The sequence below is a fragment of the Bacillus sp. FSL K6-1284 genome, assembly GCF_038002625.1.
Lineage (GTDB): Bacteria > Bacillota > Bacilli > Bacillales > Bacillaceae > Bacillus > Bacillus paralicheniformis.
Genome location: NZ_JBBOCW010000001.1, coordinates 1,969,481 through 1,989,243 on the forward strand (window position 1 = coordinate 1,969,481; position 19,763 = coordinate 1,989,243).

Sequence of the window (19,763 nt, forward strand, 5' to 3'; positions counted from 1 at the left end):
GTTCCTCTATGGGCTATAAGCTCGCCGGCTACGATCTTTTGGGGAACTGTGAGATCGATCCGCAAATGATGAAGATTTACAGGAAGAATCATAATCCGAAATATCCTTTTCTTATGGACATCAGAGACTATGGACATCAGAGACTTTAACAAAATGGAAAATCTGCCTGATGAATTGTTCGATTTAGATATTTTTGATGGTTCCCCGCCCTGTAGCGTATTTTCTATTGCGGGTGATCGGGAAAAGGCTTGGGGAAAAGAAAAAGCCTTTCGTGAAGGACAGGCCAAACAGTCACTTGATGATCTATTTTTTCATTACCTTGATGCTGTTGAAAGGTTGCGGCCAAAAATCTTTGTGGCCGAGAATGTCAAAGGAATGGTCAGTGGAAATGCAAAAGGTTATAGGAAAGAGTGCAGGATTTGGTAAAGTAACAGGAAGAATTTCTGCTGATCATAAAGTACTTTGGAGGCTAGATTACGATCCTGAAAAGGGATCTCATATAAATGTTGAAGATTATCGAAATGGAAAGGGAGACAAAGCAAAAAAAGTTTATATTCCTTTTGAGGGTAATGAAAAAACATACAAAACCCTTTTAAGACATTTAAATAAATAAGGAAGTGTTTAATATATGACTTTGTATGAAGAATGTTTAGAAGCATTAGGGGATCATAAAAAAGTTTTATCAAACGAAACAACAGAGAAATTTCATCAAGAACTTGCATCAAAATATCCATTTACATCTTGGGGAAGAATTCAATGGGAGTTAGTGAAGAATCACAAGTCTATTGAGTATGCCGAGGATATAGATGACTGGTTGACTGAGAATAATATAGAGGATAAAGAAATCATTCTACTATGGAGTTTCGGTGATTATCCAGCGATTAAAACAGAGTTAGATAATGCATTAAAGGTTATTGATGATGTAACTGCAGTGGGCTCAGACACTTTCATGTACAGTCCATATGGATTTGTAATTGAGTTTTTTCATGATGGAGATGTAACCATTGGTATGGCTAATAATTATAGAACCGACTGATGGTATCGTTCTGCGTTTTAAAAAGCATTTAATCCCTGATTAAGTGCTTTTTTAAATCCGAGAGAAAGGGGAACTTTTTCCGGACCTTTTTGTCATGCGAAATTGATGATGAAGGTCGTCTGCTTCACAGGAGGAGCGGCTGAAGTCTCTACAGTATCGAACGCAAGCGTTGATATTTCATTACGATGTTTATTTGCTAAGAAGAGACTCTGCATGCTCAATCCAAAATTGGAAAACCAGATAGGCTGCCAGATGATAATGACGGAGGACATTTAATTGATTCTAACTTGGGCATCTTTCCTGATCATGAAGATAAGCTCGCCCTATATGAAGGAGTTGCTGTTTAAGGGTTAGTAGAATATTATCTAAGTAGGTGAAGAAATGAAATTAGCAACAACAGAATTATTAAAAGAGTTGTCAGAATACCAATTTTTCAACTGGGAAGATGATGAACAAAACGAATTTAATTTAATTATTGGTATGCCAGATGAAAAATTGAAGAAAAAAGACTTTTACAGTTCTTTTGGATTTGAATCAGTCGAGAACCCCTATTCTGAAATTTGCATTGAATCAAAAGAATGGATTGAGTTAGAAGATCAATTCTTTAAATGGGTCACCCCTTATTTAACCAATTTTGAAAATACAATAATTACTCCTTTTTTAAGTGCGTATTGGGAAGGAGAAATAGATTTAGAAGATATAGATGATCAAGATCAAGAGCTTAGCATCGCGTATAAAGAGTATAAAAATTTTCTGATTTCTAAAGGGTTATACAGTATGGAACCAACTTTGCTTGAAACATGTAGAGGATATAAGATCGAAAATATTAATGAATATTCCATTATTGGGAAGATGGCGGCAAGATCAAATCAATACCTATTCTTTTCAGATCATAATAAAGTTTTTATGTTTACTGACGCTCTTACATTGAAAATTTATTTTAAAGATCAGGATGTTATGGAAAAAGAAAAGGATTTGATTAATAAAACCTTGAATCCTAAGTTTTTATAAAGGCTAAGACAAACAACTTGCGGACACTGAACTTACGCTTGATGCGTTCGTTTGGTGTCTCTTTTTATATTAAGGAGGGGGTTATAATGTCTGCTGAACATTTGTCTTTTCTGCCATCCATAGACGAGAAAGAAACAAATACGGAGCTGAAAAAATTTGTCAGGTAGACAGGGCGCTCAAATACAGCCTTGATGATGAGTAAAGATCATAAAGGCCAAGTATCCCCTCTGAAAAATCAAGGACTTTGAAATTGATATGGGGATCGGGCTAAAAAAAGATAAATCAGATCAAGTGCCAAACCATTTATCATTTGGCAACAGCCCCTCGGAATTACTTGAGGGCTGTTGTTTTAAGAACAAAAAAGCAGGAGATAACCTGCTTAAAACCTCATTTTGCCCTTGAAAAAGACTCGCAAAATCAAATCTCGGGTCTTTCTATTAAGCAAAGAGAGGGCCAACAAAGCGAGAAATGTTACTTTGCGATGCAATTTTTAAATTGCCGCTCCAGTTCCTCTTTGTCCAAGTCCTTTCCAATGAAAACAAGTTCGCTTTGTTTTGTCTCGTTTTCGTTCCACTTGCGATCCGGACGTCCTGAAAACAGCATATGCAACCCTTGGAATACGATTCGATATTCTTCCCCTTTAATAGAAAGGATCCCTTTATAACGTAATAAATCTTCGCCTTTTTCCCGTACGAGATAACTCATCCAATGATCCACTTTTGCCAAATCAAGAGGCTTCTCTTCCCGAAAAGCAATAGAAGACACTTTATCATCATGATGATGGTGATGATGATCCTCTAGAAAATGAGGGTCGATTTCAAGTTTTCGATTGACGTCAAACGTATTGATCCCCAGGATATCTTTTAAATTGATCTTGCAATCTCTGGCATGCAGCCTCTTAGCCGCAGGATTAATGTTGACAAGTCTTTGCTCCAAGGATTCCAAATCGTCATTTGATACTAAATCTGTTTTATTGAGGATGATGACGTCAGCAAAAGCAATTTGTTCTTGAGCTTCATCCTGATCATCCAGATGTCTGGCGATATGCTTGCTGTCTACTACCGTGACGATGCTGTCAACTTCAAATATGTCGGACAGCAGCTCATCCATAAAAAAAGTCTGGGCAACAGGTGCTGGGTCAGCCAGTCCTGTTGTTTCGATTAAAACCCGGTCGAATGCAACTTTCCCTTGATCCATTGAGAATACAAGAGTTCTCAGAATGCGAATCAAATCTCCGCGGACCGTACAACAGATACAGCCGTTGTTCATTTCCAAAATTTCTTCTTCAGAATCAACGACGAGCTGATTGTCTATCCCGACTTCTCCATACTCATTGACAATAACCGCAATCTTTTGATTGTGTTTTTCTGTAAGTATTCGATTTAAAAGTGTGGTTTTCCCGGCGCCTAAATATCCAGTGAGAATAGTGACAGGAATTTTCTTTTTAGTTAAAGGCATGATCATTCGACCTCATTTACAATTTTTTCGATACTTTGATTACTTTTTCTTTGTCTTTTGGAATCCCGGCGATGACGCCAGATGAACGTTCGAAACGTTGGCCATCATACAAATAACTTGCTTTTTCTTGATAATCTTCATTGGTACAAAGCGAGTCAATCAGGAGGGGGACATCCTCAGGTTTTAAATCTTTATACCATGTTCCTTTCGGATAGTGGATGACCACGCACTTATCTTGGCATCTTCCATTACACCGCGTGCGCGTTGTATGAATGACATCGTCAAGCTCCCGGTCTGAAATTTCTTGCCGAATCACTTGAGTCAGTTCCTCAGCTCCGACCCGATTGCAGCTGCTGCCGTTGCATATAAAGATATGATGTTTCATATTACTTAAATCCCATGTCGCCATATGTATCTTTCCTCCGAATAATACAGAATTATTACGATTTGAAAGCGGTAAAATGATAAAGAACTAAGTAAGCCCCGGTCGATAACTGTCCCGAAAGGTGATACCGATAACCGGGGAGACGGTGGGGTAAGCTCCGCATTTCATCGTCACCTTGAGCTTTTCACTCCTTTCGCAAGCTCTCTATATTTCAGCCTTCTCTTGCCGCCTTTGGTTGTTTATTTATATGGTCTCTCTTTCAATACGGCAAACAAAACGTAATTATTACGATTTAAAAATCATTTTATCTCTTTTTCAAGTCAAACGCAAATAGAAGAGGTTAAACGGTGCCAATGAGATCTGAGCAGCTTCTTTTTCAGCCAGAGCCTATCTGGCTCAGGGGAGGGTTTGCATTATACTATTGTACTGAATATAAAAGAACTTTACCCCTTTTCCTAAGCCGGAAAAATTGATAAAATTTTTAGCGGAGAATGAAAAAACACGATTCGGTTGGTAGTCCGGATGCATGATTGATCATGCCAGTAACCTTCCCCTCCTCGGGATGTCCGTCATTCTCTGAAGTACATGTTGATGGAGGAGGGAATCGTTATGAAATTAACGGTTTACTATGATGGTCAGTTTTGGATAGGAGTCATTGAAGTTGTGATTGAAGGTAAGCTGAGAGCCGTCCGGCATTTGTTTGGCAAAGAGCCGAAGGATTCGGAAGTTTTGCATTTTGTTCATCATCAACTTTTACAGGCACTGTCACAAGCAGATCAGGAAGGAGTTAGGCTGGACGCCCGCCGCCCGCGCAAAATAAATCCGAAAAGGCTGCAGCGGCAAGTGTCTAAAGAATTGAAAAATGCTGGTGTGTCTCATAAGGCGCAAGAAGCGATAAAACAAGAGCTGGAAGCAAGAAAACGAAAGAAACAGCGGCTGACAAAAGAGCAGCGGGAAAAGGAAAAAGAACAAAAGTATTTACTCAGAAAGCAAAAAGCGAAACAAAAGCATAGTGGAAAATAGAATTTCTTTGGAGCAAAGTGAAGCTCAATAGAGGGGCGTTTTCCTGTATTGTATTAAAAAAAGGCTCTTTTTAAAAAGAGCCTTTCATAATGGAGTCAATAACGATAAGCAAGAGGGGAGAACATGTAAAATAAGGAGAAGGTCATAGGTTATTGCTTTTTAAAACAGAACCATTTTAGAACTTAATAGCCTCCATAACCACCGCCGAACCAGCTGGCACCAATGATGATTAAGAGAATGAACAGGACAACAATTAAAGCAAAACCGCTTCCGTATCCGTAACCTCCGCTCATATGTTTCACCTCCCTAAAGATACATAGTTTATCCTATGTATCTTTATCAATTCGGTATAGGATATTGATTTACATTTTTAAAAATAGTTGACCCATTTGCAACTGCGCCCTCATGCGGAGTCTTCGTGCAGAGAGGATGAAAATGGTGATTGGCGTCCTTTAAACGGAATATAATGCAATAAATCCACCGAAAAGGGCGCTGAGTAAATTGAATTTTCAATTAACTGAGGGAGACATGCTTTATATCATTAGAAACGGCCTTCAAACAACACAGTATCCCAAGCAAGTAATGATCGTTGGTGCCGGGTTGTCCGGGCTTGTCGCAGCGTCTTTATTAAAGAGTGCCGGGCACAGAGTGACGATCGTGGAAGCGAATGACAGAGCGGGAGGACGTGTTTTTACTTCCCGTGCGCCCTTTAGCGAAGGGTTGTATTTCAATGCCGGTCCGATGCGCATCCCCGATATTCATACTTTAACGATAGAATACATTAAGAAATTTAATCTGCCTGTCAATGAGTTTATCAACAGAACCCCCATGGATATTCTTTACGTCAACGGCGTGAAAACCCGTCTTCATGAGTTTGAAAGACATCCGGGTGTTTTAAGATTCCCGGCTGCTCCCCATGAGCAGGGGAAAACGGCTGAACAGCTGATGCTTTCTGCATTGCAGCCTATCCTCAATTTTATCAGCCAAGATCCGGCGAAAAATTGGCGTATTGTTGAAAAACAATACAGAAACGAATCGTTGGGCTCTTTTCTCAACACTCATTTTTCACACGGCTCCATTGATATGATTGGTGTGCTTTTGGACATGGAAGCGTACATGGGATTGTCACTTGTCGAAGTATTAAGGGAATCGATCTTTTTTACATCGCCGTCTCGTTTCTATGAGATTACAGGTGGCATGGACTTGCTGACGCAAGCTTTTCTTCCGCAATTAAAGGGCGATATTTTATTTGGTCATAAATTGATGAAAATATCTCAAACTGAAAACAATGTGACAGCCCATTGTATCCACCAACAGTCGGCAGAACATTCAGCGCTGACAAGTGATTTCACAATCGTAACAATTCCTTTTTCAACTTTGCGATTTGTGACATTTGAGCCGTTTGATTCGTTTTCCTACCATAAGCGGAGAGCGATTCGGGAGCTTAACTATATTGCCGCGACAAAAATAGGAATCGAATTTAAGAGCAGGTTTTGGGAAAGAGTCGGGCAGCGCGGCGGGAGATCCATTACCGATTTGCCGATTCGCTTTTCATATTATCCAAGCAGCGGTATAGGGACACACGGTCATGCTGTTATTTTAGCGAGCTATACGTGGGCTGATGAAGCGCTGATATGGGACAGTCAGCCGGAAGAAGAGCGGATCCGCTATACGCTGAAAAATTTAGCGAGAATATATGGAGATATCGTGTATTCCGAGTTTGTATCAGGCGCTTCTTTCAGCTGGACGCAAAATCCTTTTTCAGCGGGAGCATTTACAGCTTTCGAACCTGGTCAGGAATTGGAGCTGTATCCTTATATTCCTATGCCTGAGGGAAGGGTGTATTTTGCCGGGGAGCACGCTTCCCTCACTCACGGGTGGATGCAGGGAGCGATTGAATCGGGAATACGGGCGGCATATGAAGTGAATCAGTCCTCCCGCGTGTAACCATGAACTTTGCAAGTATTGAAGGAATGGGAAAGAGTCGCTTTTAAAAGGCGGCTCGTTCGTTTTTATTTAAGGCAAACAGACGGATCATGCAATAAACGCCGATCGGCTGCTTCCTAAACAGTAAGAAATGTGTTCCCATTTCTTAAAAACAAGTTTTTAAGAACTTCATTTATAAAAAATTTTAATGCTTATGATACAATTGAATTGTAGATGTAACACGATGAGCGATAAGTGTTTTGCTGAGGTGCATGATCGGATCGCCCGCATTTTTTCGTTAAGAACCCCTCTTTTTCTAACAATAAAAAAGCCCCCAAATCGAGTTTTCCCTTAGGAAAGGCTCATGACATACCGGATGGAATGGTTTAACATTCCGCCGGGCAGAATAGCTTCGAAAGGATTGAATCACATTGAATGCTGCTCTTGAACGAAACATCATGCTTTTGCTTCTCTGTTTGACAGCAGGTATTGTAGATGTGATTGGGTACTTAAGTATCGGTCACGTATTTACTGCTAATATGACCGGGAATATCGTCCTGTTAGGATTATCAATCGGCAATTCTCTTCATGCGACCGCCGTGTACTCGCTGATCGCATTGTTCGGATTTATCATCGGCGTGATTATTTCAGCAGCCATTGTCGGAAAACAAGAAAAATCGTTCTGGCCGTCAGGCGTCACGATTGCACTTGCTGTTGAAGCAGCCGTATTGCTTCTATTTGCTTGTCTGACTTTCTATGAAAGTTCGCCACACTTTTTGATCTTGCTGTTAAGCATGGCGATGGGGCTTCAGACTACAGCAGCCAGAAAGCTCGGCATTGCAGGGATTTCCACTACTGTCCTAACGGGGACGCTCGCAAACTTTTTCGAAGATGTGACAAAACGGTTCCTCAGCAAAAACGACCAAAAGGTCATCCATAAGGACGCATGGCTTCGCGCTTTGACGATTGTGCTCTATTGCCTGGGGGCCGTCATCGCCGCACTTGCTGAGCCTGCGCATCCGTTTGCCGTGATTTGGATTCCAATCACAATCATTATTGGGATTATTGCGATTGCAGGCACAAAGTTTCACGGACGGAGTGAAGACTGAAGGACGGTCCCATACACGAGCATACGCGAACATCGTTTGTTACATACGTTTTATGAGGGTGCCTGTTCGGGTAAAAGAACGGGGGACAGCACCAGTATCGGTTAAGATTGGGAGGAGGATAAATGGTTGGAACACATTAATATGGAGCAGTTTATTTTATTAGCGGCCTTATTGCTGATTATCGGTGTACTGACAACGAAATTTTCGACTAGGCTCGGAGTGCCCGCTCTCGTCTTGTTCTTGATTGTCGGGATGATCATGGGGAGCGACGGTCTCGGAATTATTTATTTTAATAATCCCGAGTTAGCCCAGCTGATCGGAGTTATCGCACTCGTCGTCATCCTTTTTGAAGGCGGTCTGCAAACAAAATGGTCTTCAATCAAAGCGGTCGCCGTTCCTTCATTGTCGCTCGCAACGATTGGCGTTTTGCTGACCACCTGTGTGGTTGCGGTTGCGGCCAAACTGATTTTTAATGTTTCCTGGATGGAAGGCTTTTTATTCGGAGCGATTGTCGGTTCTACAGATGCGGCAGCGATTTTCGCCGTTTTGAAAGGCCAGAATATTAGAGACAGATTGAGCTCTACACTGGAAGCAGAGTCGGGTACAAATGATCCGATGGCGATGTTTTTGACTTTATCGCTCATCCAGCTGCTGACGGCTGATCATTCATCTTATTTCATGCTTGTGATTTCATTTTTCTGGCAGATGGGAATGGGGCTTTTGCTCGGATATGTACTCGGGCGGTTCGCCAGCTTTGCCATCAATAAAATCAACTTGGATTCAAGCGGACTTTATCCGATCTTTGCTCTTGCTTTTGCGCTTCTTACCTACAGTCTTACAGATGTCATCGGGGCGAGCGGCTTGCTTGCCGTCTACATTGCTGCGCTTGTCATCGGAAATCAAGATTTGACTTACCGACATTCTATTTTCAGGTTTAATGAAGGCTTTGCCTGGATGATGCAGATTTTGATGTTTATTATTCTAGGATTATTGGTTTTTCCTGCCCAATTTTTATCTTTCGATATCATTTTCAAAGGCTTCCTGCTTTCGCTGATTTTAATTTTTATCGCCAGACCGGTTGCCGTTTTTCTGTCGACCATCAAAATGGGCTTTCATTTTAACGAAAAAATCTTCTTGTCGTGGGCCGGATTAAAAGGGGCCGTTCCGATCGTTCTCGCAACATTCCCCATGACGATGGGGCTTGAAAACAGCCAATTGGTCTTCAATGTCGTATTCTTCGTTGTTTTAACATCGGCTTTGATCCAAGGATCAACCATATCGGTCTTCGCAGAAAAATTGAAATTGAACGGACCGCAGAAAGTCGAAGCGCCGCATTCGCTCGAGCTTGTTTCCATCGGCAAGGCGAACGCCGAAATTATCGAATTTGAAGTCGATGACCAAACAGCCATCACCGGGCAGGCACTGAAAGACATCAGCTTTCCGAAAGATGCCTTGATCAATGCGATCATCCGAAACGGAGATTTGGTCACGCCGCACGGAGAAACGAAAATTAAATCAGGCGATATTTTGTATATCCTCGTATCGAAAAAACAAAAAAAGGAACTGAAAAAATTATTAAACAGGGAATTTGATTAAGCTTTCGGAAAAGCACAGGACAAGGCTGGCTTGCTCAGTATGTCACGAATAAAGGTCAATGAAGGGTACTGCACCGGTATTCTTCATTGGCCTTTTTTTGCAATGTGAAAGTTCAGCTTATGTTCCTTACATTGATCCCTTTGTTGATCAATTGTATAATTTAAAAATCAAATATGAGGAGGCGCATGAATGATGAAGTGCAAAAAAATAAATGGGTTAACATTCGAGGGGAAAGCGCATCATTAACCCTATAAACTGCGTGATTCCCCTATAATTTTGGGGGTATCATTCAATTGAAAAACAGTAAAATACAGTCCTTCAAGCATCAAAAGAAGGCGTTTTGGTGGCTTAGCTTTGTCGCTTTCTTCAGTGTGATGAACGAAACCGTATTTAATGTTGCATTGCCGGACATAAAAAATCAATTTGACGTGTCGCCTGCCGCGGCAAATTGGGTGAATACGAGTTTTATCATTTCCTTTGCTGCCGGTTCGGTCGTTTACAGCAGGCTTTCTGATATGTACGGTGTCAGAAAGCTGTTTGTGGCCGGACTAATCATCTATGGCGGAGGTTCATTAATAGGTCTTTCGGCTCAGTCTTATTTCACGGCCGTGATCTTTGCGCGCTTTGTTCAAGGAGCCGGGGCTTCCGCTGTACCCGCGCTTATCCTGGTCATCATTACACGCTATGTCCGTCCGGAGGGCCGGGGCAAAGCGTTCGGCCTTGTCGGATCACTGGTGGCAATGGGCGAGGGAATAGGTCCGGCTATCGGCGGAATGATTGTACATCATATTCATTGGTCGTTTCTGTTCCTTCTTCCGATGGCGGCGCTGATGTCGATTCCATTCTTCCTCAGAAATATGCCTGCTGAAGCCGCTGTAAAAGCAAATTTGGATATCATAGGGATCGGACTGCTGACAATCAGCATTGTGATGTTCGCTGTATATATATCGCTGTATCATGTCTTTTATTTAGCGGCGGGCATTTTTTGCTTGATTGGAGCTGCGGTTCATACCCGATATGCGGAACATCCTTTTATTGACCGGTCTTTAATCAAGAATCGCAGATATATAGGCGTCGTTTTGGCAGGATGTATCGTATTGGGAAGCGTTGCGGGAATCGTCTCTGTCGTTCCATATATGATGAGAGTCTTGTTCAGTTTAAATGCCGATATTATCGGAAGCGGTATCATGCTTCCGGGTAGTGTGGGCGTTATCTTTTTCGGCGTCGCGGGGGGAGCCCTTACCGATCGCTTCGGCAGCCGGTTTGTTTTTACTCTTGGATGGTTATTGGTCTTGGCAACCATAGCGGCCGCGTCACAGTTCGGTGACCGGACACCATGGTTGATGACGATGCTGCTCGTGCTTATATTTGGCGGTCTTTCATTTGTGAAGACGTCGATTTCCAATAGTGCCGCAGAAAGCTTGGAAGAAGAGGCTGCAGGCGCTGGAATGGGGATGCTGAATTTTGCCTGTTTTTTATCTGAAGGAATAGGCGTCGCATTTGCAGGAGGCTTGATGGCAGTGCGCGGGTTCGGCTATTCTGCGCTTCCGGCAATGGACAATGCCTGGGGCGCTGTATTCAGCCGCTCGTTTGCCATATTCACAGTCTTTGTATTGGCTGGCGGATTGCTATATTTATTGACTTGCAAACGCAAAAAATCTTAACATATTCGAATGGTTGGGCGGGACCGCCCAGCCGTTTTTTATGTTGACTGGTTTTTCTGGAACATAATGAAAAGAAAATCGTATTTAATATAAAGCTTCCTGAGAGGATGAAAATGATGAAAAGAAGCATCGGCACCTTTGAAATTGACGGACTGACAATTGAATATTCGCGAGTAGGTGAAGGGAAGCCGATTCTTGTGATGCGCGGAGGGTATTCGAATGGCCGCAAGGAATTTTGGGATGGAGAGTTCCTCTGAAGGGTCGACGGCAGGGAACCGCTCACATTACCTCTTGACACGGAAATTCAACTGTTCTTTATTAAATAGTTTAAAACAAGTCGGACGAATCCTGTACACTATAGTTGATATCAAGGAGGGATTACAGTGTACGAGTCCAAGAAACATTTGAAAGAAGAAATTCATAAGCGTTATTTGTTACTAGATGGGGAGTTTGACGATATCCCCGATCAGTATAGAGATGTTCGGGATCAAGACGTAGATCGAACGCCAGGGGAAATCCTTGCTTATCAGCTCGGATGGTTAAACCTGTTGATGAGCTGGGACAGGGATGAGCGCTTGGGAAAAACCGTTGTCACTCCCTCTCCTCATTATAAATGGAACCAACTGGGTGCTCTTTATCAATCTTTTTACGATATGTATTCTCACTTTTCGTTAACTGAGCTTCGCCAAGAATTCAAGAAAGCAGAGGCACAACTTCAGTCTTGGATTGATACGCTCACGGATGAAGAATTATTCACCCAAGGTACTTTGAATTGGACAGGTGAAAACACGAAGTGGCCTGCTATAAGGTTCATTCACGTCAACTCTGTGGCTCCATTTAAAAACTTCAGGACTAAAATAAGGAAGTGGAAGAAGAATCAACTGGGATGAAATCGTGTTAACATGAAGAAGTGCATTCAAAAGATACTCAATTTTTCTTGTGAAGCTGAAATTAACAACGCTATAAAGTTATCTATATTCACTTCTTTCGAGGCATTTTCCATTTTGTGAAAAGCCCGCGATTGAAACGATGCGGCTATGCAATGTGGTAAAACTTTGCATAAAAAACTTAACATTTTAAAAATCCAGCCGATATGATGGATAAATAACTGCACGCTTCCGGCGTATATGGTATGGTAGCTAGTAAGTATAGGAAAAGGGAGGATATGAATGATCATCGTCACAACAGATACAATCGCGAATCAACATATCGTCGAAGTCAAAGGGCTTGTCACCAGCAGCATCGTTCAGTCGCGGAATATCGGAAAAGATATTCTGTCAGGATTGAAGTCGGTCATTGGCGGAGAATTAAAAAATTACACCCAAATGCTTGAGGATTCGAAAAAAGCTGTGAGGGAACGGCTCGTGAATCAAGCTGAAGAACTCGGAGCAAACGCGATCGTCGGTCTAAGGTTCGAACTATCTGCAGGCCAGGGTACCTCCGAACTAATCGGATATGGTACGGCTGTTGTAATCGGCTGACGTTCAACCGAAAAACGAAGGCGGCGGCTATCATTGCCGCCTCAGCGGGTCAAGAAGGCTTCCCTGTCTGTTTGGTCTCTTTATGTTTTTGAGTCAGATAGGGATACTTTCTGTAGATGACAAGCGCGATGATCGCCATGTATAAGCCGTAGACACCGATAGAGATCAGCTTGTTTTCACTGAAATTAGCACCTGCGATCGAGACGACGAGAACGTTAGGGATTTTTCCAAGTGTCGAAGCCGCGAAAAAGACAGCCCATTTCACCTTGCTTAAACCGCAGACAATATTCATGACAACGGCGGGGATAACGGGGATCAGTCTGCCCAATAGTACGGCTGTAAAAGCATTTTGGTTAAAATAGGCTTCATATTCGCTCATTTTCGGGTATTTCGTTAAGCGTTTGCGAGCCAAATCTCTGAATCCGTAACGTGAGAGGAAGAACAAGAGCATGGTGCCGAGCATCGACCCTGTCAGCGTGATCAGCACGCCGTTTGCGATTCCGAACAAAGCGCCGTTTAATCCGGCAATGAGCGCAAACGGGACGATCGGGAAAAATACACAGGCCGCCACAAGCAGCATGCTGAATAGCACCGAATAAACGCCTCCGTCCCTGATGACGCCGAGCCAGGAATCTTTGCAGACGAATCCGACCGCGATGATACTTGCCATGATGATGATAGTGAATAGTTTTTTGATCATACCGCTCCCGCTGCCTTTCTTTGTTTTTAGCTTCTATATTTGCAATAAAGCTTCTTCCACGTTTGCCAAAATCTCGTCTGTTTTTGACAGGTTGCAATTGCTGAGCATAATCAGCACTTTTTTCTCGTTTATGTATCGGTTAATCGAGCTGATAAAACCGTGGATTTCTCCATCATGCCATATTTTATACTTGTTTTGATGATTAATAAACCATCCGTATCCGATCGAATTGTTTTGAATGAGTGCCGGAGAAGGGCCTTCGGCTGCAAAAGCCGGTTTTTTGACACAGCTGTAAAGCGCTTCTTTCAAAGCGCCTTTTGTGACAAGCTTTTCAGTGTAAAGCGCCCTGTCCCATAAGTACAAGTCTTCAACGGTTGAATACAGCCCGCTTTCCCCGTAGCCGTATACGATAGGCGCTTTGATCATTTCGCGATTCAGGCATAAGTATCCGACTGTGGGCGAAATATCTTCCGGGGAAGCGAAGAAACCGGAGTTTTTCATGCCTAAAGGGTCAAAGATCAATTCTTGAATGACATCTCCATAAGCTTCATTTGTGATTGTTTCAATGATTTTTGTGAGTAATATGTATCCTGAATTGCTGTAATTAAACCTTTGTCCCGGGCGAAATTCGAGCGGTTTGTCAATAAACCGGCCGATAAATTGGTCTAACGGTGCGCGCTCCAGCTCAATATCGAGCAATTCTTCCTCTAGAAAATCAGGAATTCCGGACGTATGGCTTAATAAATGTTTGATGGTAATGCTGTCGCCGTTCGGATAGCCTTCTAAATAGTTTTGTACCGGATCATCAGTACGAAGCAGCCCCTTTTCTTGCAGCTGCATGACCGCTATGGCTGTGAATTGCTTTGTCAGCGAAGCAATTTGGTAGCGTGTAGACGGTTTATTCTTCACTTTGTCCTTGCAATTAGCATAACCGTATCCTTTCGATAACAGAATACCGTTTGAGTCTGCTAGCAAAATGCTGCCGTGAAAATGATTGTTGGATGCTTGTTCCATTAAATAATCATCAAGATGTTCCGCTGTATATACCAATAACAACAGTCCTTTCATATCTAATTATGAGGAGAAGGAAACGATAAACGATAGTTTTGAAAGGAAATGAAGCAGGAAGCGCGACAAAATAACATTATAAAAATTTTTTTGTATTTACCATCATTTACAGAATAATTTAAACTAAATTTAAAATATGGCAATTTCATGACATCCGTTAAAACGAGTGCTGTTTTGACGGTTGTTTTTTGTTTTAAAACGATTGAAATATAAGTCGGCAGTATCGAAAAGGGGAATAAAGTCGAGTGCGGCCTTAAACTAAGGTCTAAAGTTTGGTGTTTTTTTGTGAGAAAAAGGACTATATTAGTATTTTTTAATTTTAATTTAATTTTGAAGGGTTTTTCCTTTATTATCTATAATATGTTGTTTAACATAGTGAAAGAGATTTAAAATCATCGTTACTGTTATGAAGCGAAAAATAACGGGAGGTTAAAAAATGGGCCAAAAACATATCGCGATTTTTAATATTCCCGCTCACGGGCATATTAATCCGACGCTTGCTTTAACGGCAAGCCTTGTCAAACGCGGTTATCGGGTAACATATCCGGTAACGGATGAGTTTGTGAAAGCTGTTGAGGAAACTGGGGCAGAGCCGCTCAACTACCGCTCAACTTTAAATATCGATCCGCAGCAAATTCGGGAGCTGATGAAAAATAAAAAAGATATGACACAGGCTCCGATGATGTTTATGAAAGAAATGGAGGAGGTTCTTCCTCAGCTTGAAGCGCTTTATGAGAATGACAAGCCTGACCTCATCCTTTTTGACTTTATGGCCATGGCGGGAAAAATGCTGGCTGAGAAGTTTGGAATAGAGGCGGTTCGCCTTTGTTCTACATATGCACAGAACGAACATTTTTCATTCAAATCAATGTCTGAAGAGTTTAAGATCGAGCTCACGCCTGAGCAAGAAGCCGCTTTGAAAAATGCGAATCTTCCGTCATTTAATTTTGAAGAGATGTTCGAACCGGCAAAATTGAACATTGTCTTTATGCCTCGTGCTTTTCAGCCTTACGGCGAAACGTTTGATGAACGGTTCTCTTTTGTCGGTCCTTCTCTAGCCAAACGCAAGTTTCAGGAAAAAGACACGCCGGTTATTTCTGACAGCGGCCGTCCTGTCATGCTGATTTCTTTAGGGACGGCGTTCAATGCCTGGCCGGAATTTTATCATATGTGCATCGAAGCATTCAGGGACACGAAGTGGCAGGTGATCATGGCTGTCGGCACGACAATCGATCCTGAAAGCTTTGACGACATACCTGATAACTTTTCGATTCATCAGCGCGTTCCCCAGCTGGAAATCCTGAAGAAAGCAGAGCTTTTCATCACCCATGGGGGTATGAACAGTACGATGGAAGGATTGAATGCCGGTGTACCGCTTGTTGCCGTCCCGCAAATGCCTGAACAGGAAATCACTGCCCGCCGCGTCGAAGAACTCGGGCTTGGCAAGCATTTGCAGCCGGAGGACACAACAGTTGCTTCATTGCGGGAAGCCGTCTCCCAGACGGACGGTAACCTGGATGTCCTGAAACGCGTAAAGGACATGCAAGAGCACATTAAACAAGCAGGAGGAGCCGAGAAAGCCGCAGATGAAATTGAGTCATTTTTAGCACCGGCAGGAGTGAAATAACCATATGAAGGAACCCGGGAAATCCCCGGGTTTTTTGTTGCAGCCGAAAGGAAGCGGGAAAAGTATACAGAGGCGCTTTTTGAACATACTACCTTCTATTAAATGTATTAAAAAGGAGGAAGTGATTTGTCAAATCAGGGCAATTTCAAAAAAACGATCTCTCTGCTTGACCTGATTTTGATCGGCATGGGAGCGATATTCGGCTCGGCTTGGCTGTTTGCCGTCAGCAATGTCGCTTCAAAAGCCGGGCCCGCGGGAAGCTTTTCGTGGATTATCGGCGGCGTCATTATCCTTTTAATCGGCCTCGTTTATGCCGAGCTGGGAGCTGCTTTGCCGCGGACGGGCGGGATTATCCGCTATCCGGTGTATACCCACGGCCACCTTGTCGGATACTTGATTTCATTTATCACGATCGTTGCCTATACAAGCCTGATTTCAATCGAAGTGACCGCTGTCAGGCAATACGTAGCTTATTGGTTTCCCGGTTTGACGATAAAAGGTTCTGAATCGCCGACGATTATCGGCTGGCTTTTGCAGTTTGTGCTGCTTTGTTTGTTCTTTTTACTCAATTATTGGAGTGTCAAAGCGTTTGCGAAATCAAATTTAATCATTTCGGTTTTTAAGTATTTTGTTCCTTTGACGATCATTGTCGTATTGATATTCCATTTTAAGTCGGCCAACTTTGCGGGAGAATTTGCCCCGTTTGGCTTTGACGGGGTGCAGGCGTCCATTTCGACCGGCGGGGTGATGTTTGCATACCTCGGTCTTCATCCGATCGTTTCGGTCGCCGGTGAAGTGAAAAATCCGCAGCGGAACATCCCGGTCGCTCTGCTGATTTGCATCATTGTTTCGGCTTGCATTTATACGATACTGCAAGTGGTGTTTATCGGAGCCATCCCGACTGATATGCTGAATGACGGCTGGAAAGCGATCGGCAAGGAATTTTCTCTTCCATTCAAAGACATCGCGGTGCTTCTTGGGATGGGCTGGCTTGCCACTCTTGTCGTTCTGGATGCGATCTTATCACCCGGCGGAAACGGCAATATTTTTATGAATACGACGTCGCGCTTGGTTTATGCATGGGCGCGGAACGGCACGTTGTTCAAAGTGTTTGCCAAGGTGAATAAATCGACGGGAATTCCGCGTCCGTCGTTGTGGCTGTCGTTCGCGCTCGCCGTTTTTTGGACGCTTCCTTTTCCGTCTTGGGACGCGCTCGTCAATGTTTGCTCTGTAGCCCTGATTCTTTCCTATGCGATTGCTCCGGTTTCAGCGGCAGCGCTGAATGTGAATGCCAAGCAGCTCAACAAGCCTCTGCAAATCAAGGGGATGGCTGTCATTGCTCCTGTCTCCTTCGTATTTGCGTCGTATATCGTCTATTGGTCAGGCTGGAACACCGTGTCATGGCTGCTCGGATCGCAGCTCGTGATGTTTGCCGTTTATTGCGCGTGTAAAAAATATGTTCCCCAAGACGATGTTTCGTTTGCACAGCAGCTTAAATCAAGCTGGTGGATTGTCGGTTATTATGTCATGCTCTTGATTTTGTCGTATCTCGGCTCATTCGGTAACGGCGTGGGCCTATTGAGGACGCCGGTCGATTTAATCTTGATCGCAGCAGGATCGATTGCGGTATTTTACTGGGCGAAATATACGGCCCTTCCAAAGGCAGTCATTGATTATGATGAGAAAAAAGAAGAAACCGTTTAAATAAGAATCCCCCGCGTATGGACTGCGGGGGATTCACGCGTTTTCATTACAGTTGCGGAAGATCTTTAGCTGTTTCGGCAGCTTTGGTATCAACTTGAATTTGTTGAGATAAATTGGCAGGATGGTAATAACCTTTTGACATCATATAGTTTGTGATCTGTTCATGAGTATCAATCGCGTCGTTTAAATACTGCTTAAGCGTTTCACGCACTTCTGGAGAAGATGTTTCTGTGATAGCAGTGGCAATGTTTTTGACACCGGTTTTCGCTGAGATTAAAAAGTCGGTCGCTATCACTTGTTCAGTCATCGCGCCCATTCCTGTCATGTTTTGGATGAATTCGTTCATACGGTTTCACCTCTCATTGACAGCAGTCCTTGCAAATGCTCGATCTGATGCTTTGTTTGGGAAGCATCCAGTTCCAAGATGTCGCGAAGCTCTTGATCCTGCACCATTCCCGTCATTGTTGATGACTTAGTCAGGCAAAGGTTTTTAAACATTAACAGCTCATGCAGTTCCAATGTTTCATGAATCCCATTATTCAATTGCAAACATTCCTTTCAGATTTGTTATTGTGTGAAGGACACATCATTAGTATCAAGGTTCGTTAGCGGGATTATTCTATTTGCTATTTTACAATAAATTACATGTTGCTGTCAGGCTTTTCTGACGCGAAAGAATTTGGTCAAGAGCCAGGTTCCTTGCGGAAAACTGAGCGTGAGCTGCCAGACGCCGCCGCCGCCAAGTCCGTATTCGATGATGAGTTGCAGTTTTTTTCCAATACTGCGTGCGTCTTCAAACCATATGATGTGCCTTCTGCCTTGTTCATCTGTGTATTGGAGAAAAGGGGACTCAGACTTTGTATCATATTGAATCGGTACCTGGTGCTTCATGGTGAGCTGAACGGCGCCTTGGTTGGCAATTCCCGGGTATACGGTACCAGGCTGATAGGGCAGCGTCCAGTTATAGCCGTAAAGCGGAAAGCCGAGAATGATTTTTTCTTTTGGAATATGGCGAAGGGCAAATTGAATCGTCTGCCGGACTTCATTGATCGGAGCGACGGGGCCGGGTTCGCTTGTTCCGTGGTGCCAGTCGTATGCCATGATAAAGACAAGGTCGCTCACTGCGCCGATTCCGCCATAGTCATACCCTTTCAGCCAGGCGATATTTTCATTTGCTTTCGGCGGAACGGCAACCGTCAACACATAACCGGAAGGCTTCAGCCGCTCTTTCAACAGGCGGAGAAAACCTGAAAATAAATCTCTGTCTTCCTCCACAATCTGTTCGAAATCAATATTGACGCCAGCATATCCTTTTCTGGAAATCGTTTGAACAATATTGTCGATGAGTCGGTTTCTTATGGCAGGCTGATTTAATACGCGGTGCGCAAGAGACGGACTAAAGCCTGTTTCTGTCAGATTGGTGACTGTCATGAGGGGAGGAACGCGCCGCCTCCAGGCCGTTTGTACCGCCGGTGAATCATTCAGCTCGCTTAACGATCCGTCGCTTGAAATATGGTATTCAAAAAATGCCAGATATGTGGCGTAGGGGGCAAAATTATGAATCAATTCCTGGTCTAAGCCGGGGTTTCTCAATGTGTAATATCCTAAAGCGGTGATCGGTTTTTTCGGCAATTCCGGAATCGTCACTTTCATCCCCGGCCTCATATTGGCAGGCGTTACAGACGGATTTGCTTTTTGCAATGCTTCGGCGGATACAAACGTCCGGCGGGCGATCGAATCATAATTGTCTCCCTGCTGAACCGTATATGTATAAAGCGGTATTAAAAGAGCCTGTCCGGGGACAATGTTTGTTTCGACCAACCCGTTTGCCAATCGGATCTGGTCAATCGAAATTCCGAACCTGGCACCGATGACAAATAATGAATCTCCCGGCTGAACCGTATAAATAAACAACGGGCACACTTCCTTTTGTTCCTCTGTATGTGACAGGGGTTTTATGCTATGTCTATGACCG

At 43.2% G+C, this 19,763-nt stretch carries 19 protein-coding genes and 3 pseudogenes; 14 read left to right on the forward strand and 8 right to left on the reverse strand.

What is annotated here, in order from left to right:
- Positions 1-8 precede the first annotated feature (8 nt).
- The 4 genes and pseudogenes from MHB72_RS10200 to MHB72_RS10215 all read left to right on the forward strand — a co-directional run.
- Positions 9-408, forward strand: a pseudogene (locus MHB72_RS10200) (DNA cytosine methyltransferase); the annotation flags it as partial.
- Positions 401-613, forward strand: a pseudogene (locus MHB72_RS10205) (hypothetical protein); the annotation flags it as partial. The pseudogenes MHB72_RS10200 and MHB72_RS10205, both read left to right, overlap by 8 nt.
- Positions 614-628: 15 nt before the next feature.
- Positions 629-1,036: a CDI toxin immunity protein gene (locus tag MHB72_RS10210; RefSeq protein ID WP_145624317.1), complete on the forward strand. Its 408-nt coding sequence runs from the start codon at positions 629-631 to the stop codon at positions 1,034-1,036.
- Between the two features lie 381 nt (positions 1,037-1,417).
- The gene (locus MHB72_RS10215) at positions 1,418-2,047 is read left to right on the forward strand and encodes a hypothetical protein (protein ID WP_145624319.1); all 630 of its coding nucleotides are present in this window, start codon (positions 1,418-1,420) and stop codon (positions 2,045-2,047) included.
- Between the two features lie 471 nt (positions 2,048-2,518).
- Here MHB72_RS10215 and MHB72_RS10220 read toward each other — a convergent pair whose 3' ends face one another.
- Both MHB72_RS10220 and MHB72_RS10225 read right to left on the reverse strand, forming a co-directional pair.
- The gene (locus tag MHB72_RS10220; protein WP_146873765.1) at positions 2,519-3,511 is read right to left on the reverse strand and encodes a CobW family GTP-binding protein; all 993 of its coding nucleotides are present in this window, start codon (positions 3,509-3,511) and stop codon (positions 2,519-2,521) included.
- 10 nt (positions 3,512-3,521) lie between these two features.
- Positions 3,522-3,914 (reverse strand): (2Fe-2S) ferredoxin domain-containing protein, encoded by a 393-nt coding sequence (locus tag MHB72_RS10225; RefSeq protein ID WP_105978877.1) that lies wholly within the window; start codon positions 3,912-3,914, stop codon positions 3,522-3,524.
- Between the two features lie 512 nt (positions 3,915-4,426).
- On the opposite strand from MHB72_RS10225, the pseudogene MHB72_RS10230 reads away from it, so the two are divergent.
- Positions 4,427-4,913, forward strand: a pseudogene (locus tag MHB72_RS10230) (YjdF family protein).
- Positions 4,914-5,095: 182 nt separating this feature from the next.
- Here the strand turns inward: MHB72_RS10230 and MHB72_RS10235 are convergent.
- Entirely contained in the window at positions 5,096-5,206 is a 111-nt protein-coding gene (locus tag MHB72_RS10235) for a YjcZ family sporulation protein (RefSeq protein WP_020451477.1), read from the reverse strand.
- 235 nt (positions 5,207-5,441) lie between these two features.
- On the opposite strand from MHB72_RS10235, the gene MHB72_RS10240 reads away from it, so the two are divergent.
- The 7 genes from MHB72_RS10240 to MHB72_RS10270 all read left to right on the forward strand — a co-directional run bounded on the left by MHB72_RS10240 (position 5,442) and on the right by MHB72_RS10270 (position 12,689).
- A complete protein-coding gene (locus MHB72_RS10240) occupies positions 5,442-6,860 on the forward strand; it encodes a flavin monoamine oxidase family protein (RefSeq protein WP_195536439.1) in 1,419 nt (472 codons plus the stop codon).
- A gap of 410 nt (positions 6,861-7,270) precedes the next feature.
- Entirely contained in the window at positions 7,271-7,948 is a 678-nt protein-coding gene (locus MHB72_RS10245; RefSeq protein ID WP_020451479.1) for a YoaK family protein, read from the forward strand.
- Between the two features lie 126 nt (positions 7,949-8,074).
- A complete protein-coding gene (locus tag MHB72_RS10250; RefSeq protein ID WP_020451480.1) occupies positions 8,075-9,544 on the forward strand; it encodes a potassium/proton antiporter in 1,470 nt (489 codons plus the stop codon).
- Positions 9,545-9,837: 293 nt separating this feature from the next.
- Positions 9,838-11,208, forward strand: a complete 1,371-nt coding sequence (locus MHB72_RS10255) for an MFS transporter (protein WP_254122133.1) — start codon at positions 9,838-9,840, stop codon at positions 11,206-11,208.
- A 116-nt stretch (positions 11,209-11,324) separates the two neighbouring features.
- A complete protein-coding gene (locus MHB72_RS10260; RefSeq protein WP_254122135.1) occupies positions 11,325-11,465 on the forward strand; it encodes a hypothetical protein in 141 nt (46 codons plus the stop codon).
- A gap of 120 nt (positions 11,466-11,585) precedes the next feature.
- Positions 11,586-12,098, forward strand: coding sequence for a ClbS/DfsB family four-helix bundle protein (locus tag MHB72_RS10265; protein ID WP_216920830.1), 513 nt, complete (start codon positions 11,586-11,588; stop codon positions 12,096-12,098).
- A gap of 279 nt (positions 12,099-12,377) precedes the next feature.
- Positions 12,378-12,689 carry a YbjQ family protein gene (locus tag MHB72_RS10270; protein ID WP_216920605.1) on the forward strand — a complete coding sequence of 104 codons (312 nt, stop codon included), beginning with the start codon at positions 12,378-12,380 and terminating at the stop codon, positions 12,687-12,689.
- 49 nt (positions 12,690-12,738) lie between these two features.
- Here the strand turns inward: MHB72_RS10270 and MHB72_RS10275 are convergent, their stop codons facing one another.
- Positions 12,739-13,389, reverse strand: coding sequence for a TVP38/TMEM64 family protein (locus MHB72_RS10275; RefSeq protein ID WP_216920613.1), 651 nt, complete (start codon positions 13,387-13,389; stop codon positions 12,739-12,741).
- Positions 13,390-13,422: 33 nt separating this feature from the next.
- Complete coding sequence (locus MHB72_RS10280; protein WP_020451484.1) at positions 13,423-14,439, reverse strand: serine hydrolase domain-containing protein; 1,017 nt, start codon at positions 14,437-14,439, stop codon at positions 13,423-13,425.
- 454 nt (positions 14,440-14,893) lie between these two features.
- On the opposite strand from MHB72_RS10280, the gene yjiC reads away from it, so the two are divergent.
- Complete coding sequence (yjiC, locus tag MHB72_RS10285) at positions 14,894-16,084, forward strand: UDP-glycosyltransferase YjiC (protein WP_020451485.1); 1,191 nt, start codon at positions 14,894-14,896, stop codon at positions 16,082-16,084.
- Between the two features lie 126 nt (positions 16,085-16,210).
- Positions 16,211-17,788: an APC family permease gene (locus MHB72_RS10290; RefSeq protein WP_020451486.1), complete on the forward strand. Its 1,578-nt coding sequence runs from the start codon at positions 16,211-16,213 to the stop codon at positions 17,786-17,788.
- A 46-nt stretch (positions 17,789-17,834) separates the two neighbouring features.
- Here MHB72_RS10290 and MHB72_RS10295 read toward each other — a convergent pair whose 3' ends face one another.
- The 3 genes from MHB72_RS10295 to MHB72_RS10305 form a co-directional block, all read right to left on the reverse strand.
- Complete coding sequence (locus tag MHB72_RS10295) at positions 17,835-18,134, reverse strand: spore coat protein (RefSeq protein ID WP_020451487.1); 300 nt, start codon at positions 18,132-18,134, stop codon at positions 17,835-17,837.
- On the reverse strand, positions 18,131-18,331 hold the full coding sequence (locus tag MHB72_RS10300; protein WP_216920615.1) for a hypothetical protein: 201 nt from the start codon (positions 18,329-18,331) through the stop codon (positions 18,131-18,133). The genes MHB72_RS10295 and MHB72_RS10300 overlap by 4 nt, the downstream gene beginning before the upstream one ends.
- Positions 18,332-18,442: 111 nt before the next feature.
- Complete coding sequence (locus MHB72_RS10305) at positions 18,443-19,702, reverse strand: glycosyl hydrolase family 18 protein (protein ID WP_216920617.1); 1,260 nt, start codon at positions 19,700-19,702, stop codon at positions 18,443-18,445.
- Positions 19,703-19,763: the final 61 nt, after the last annotated feature.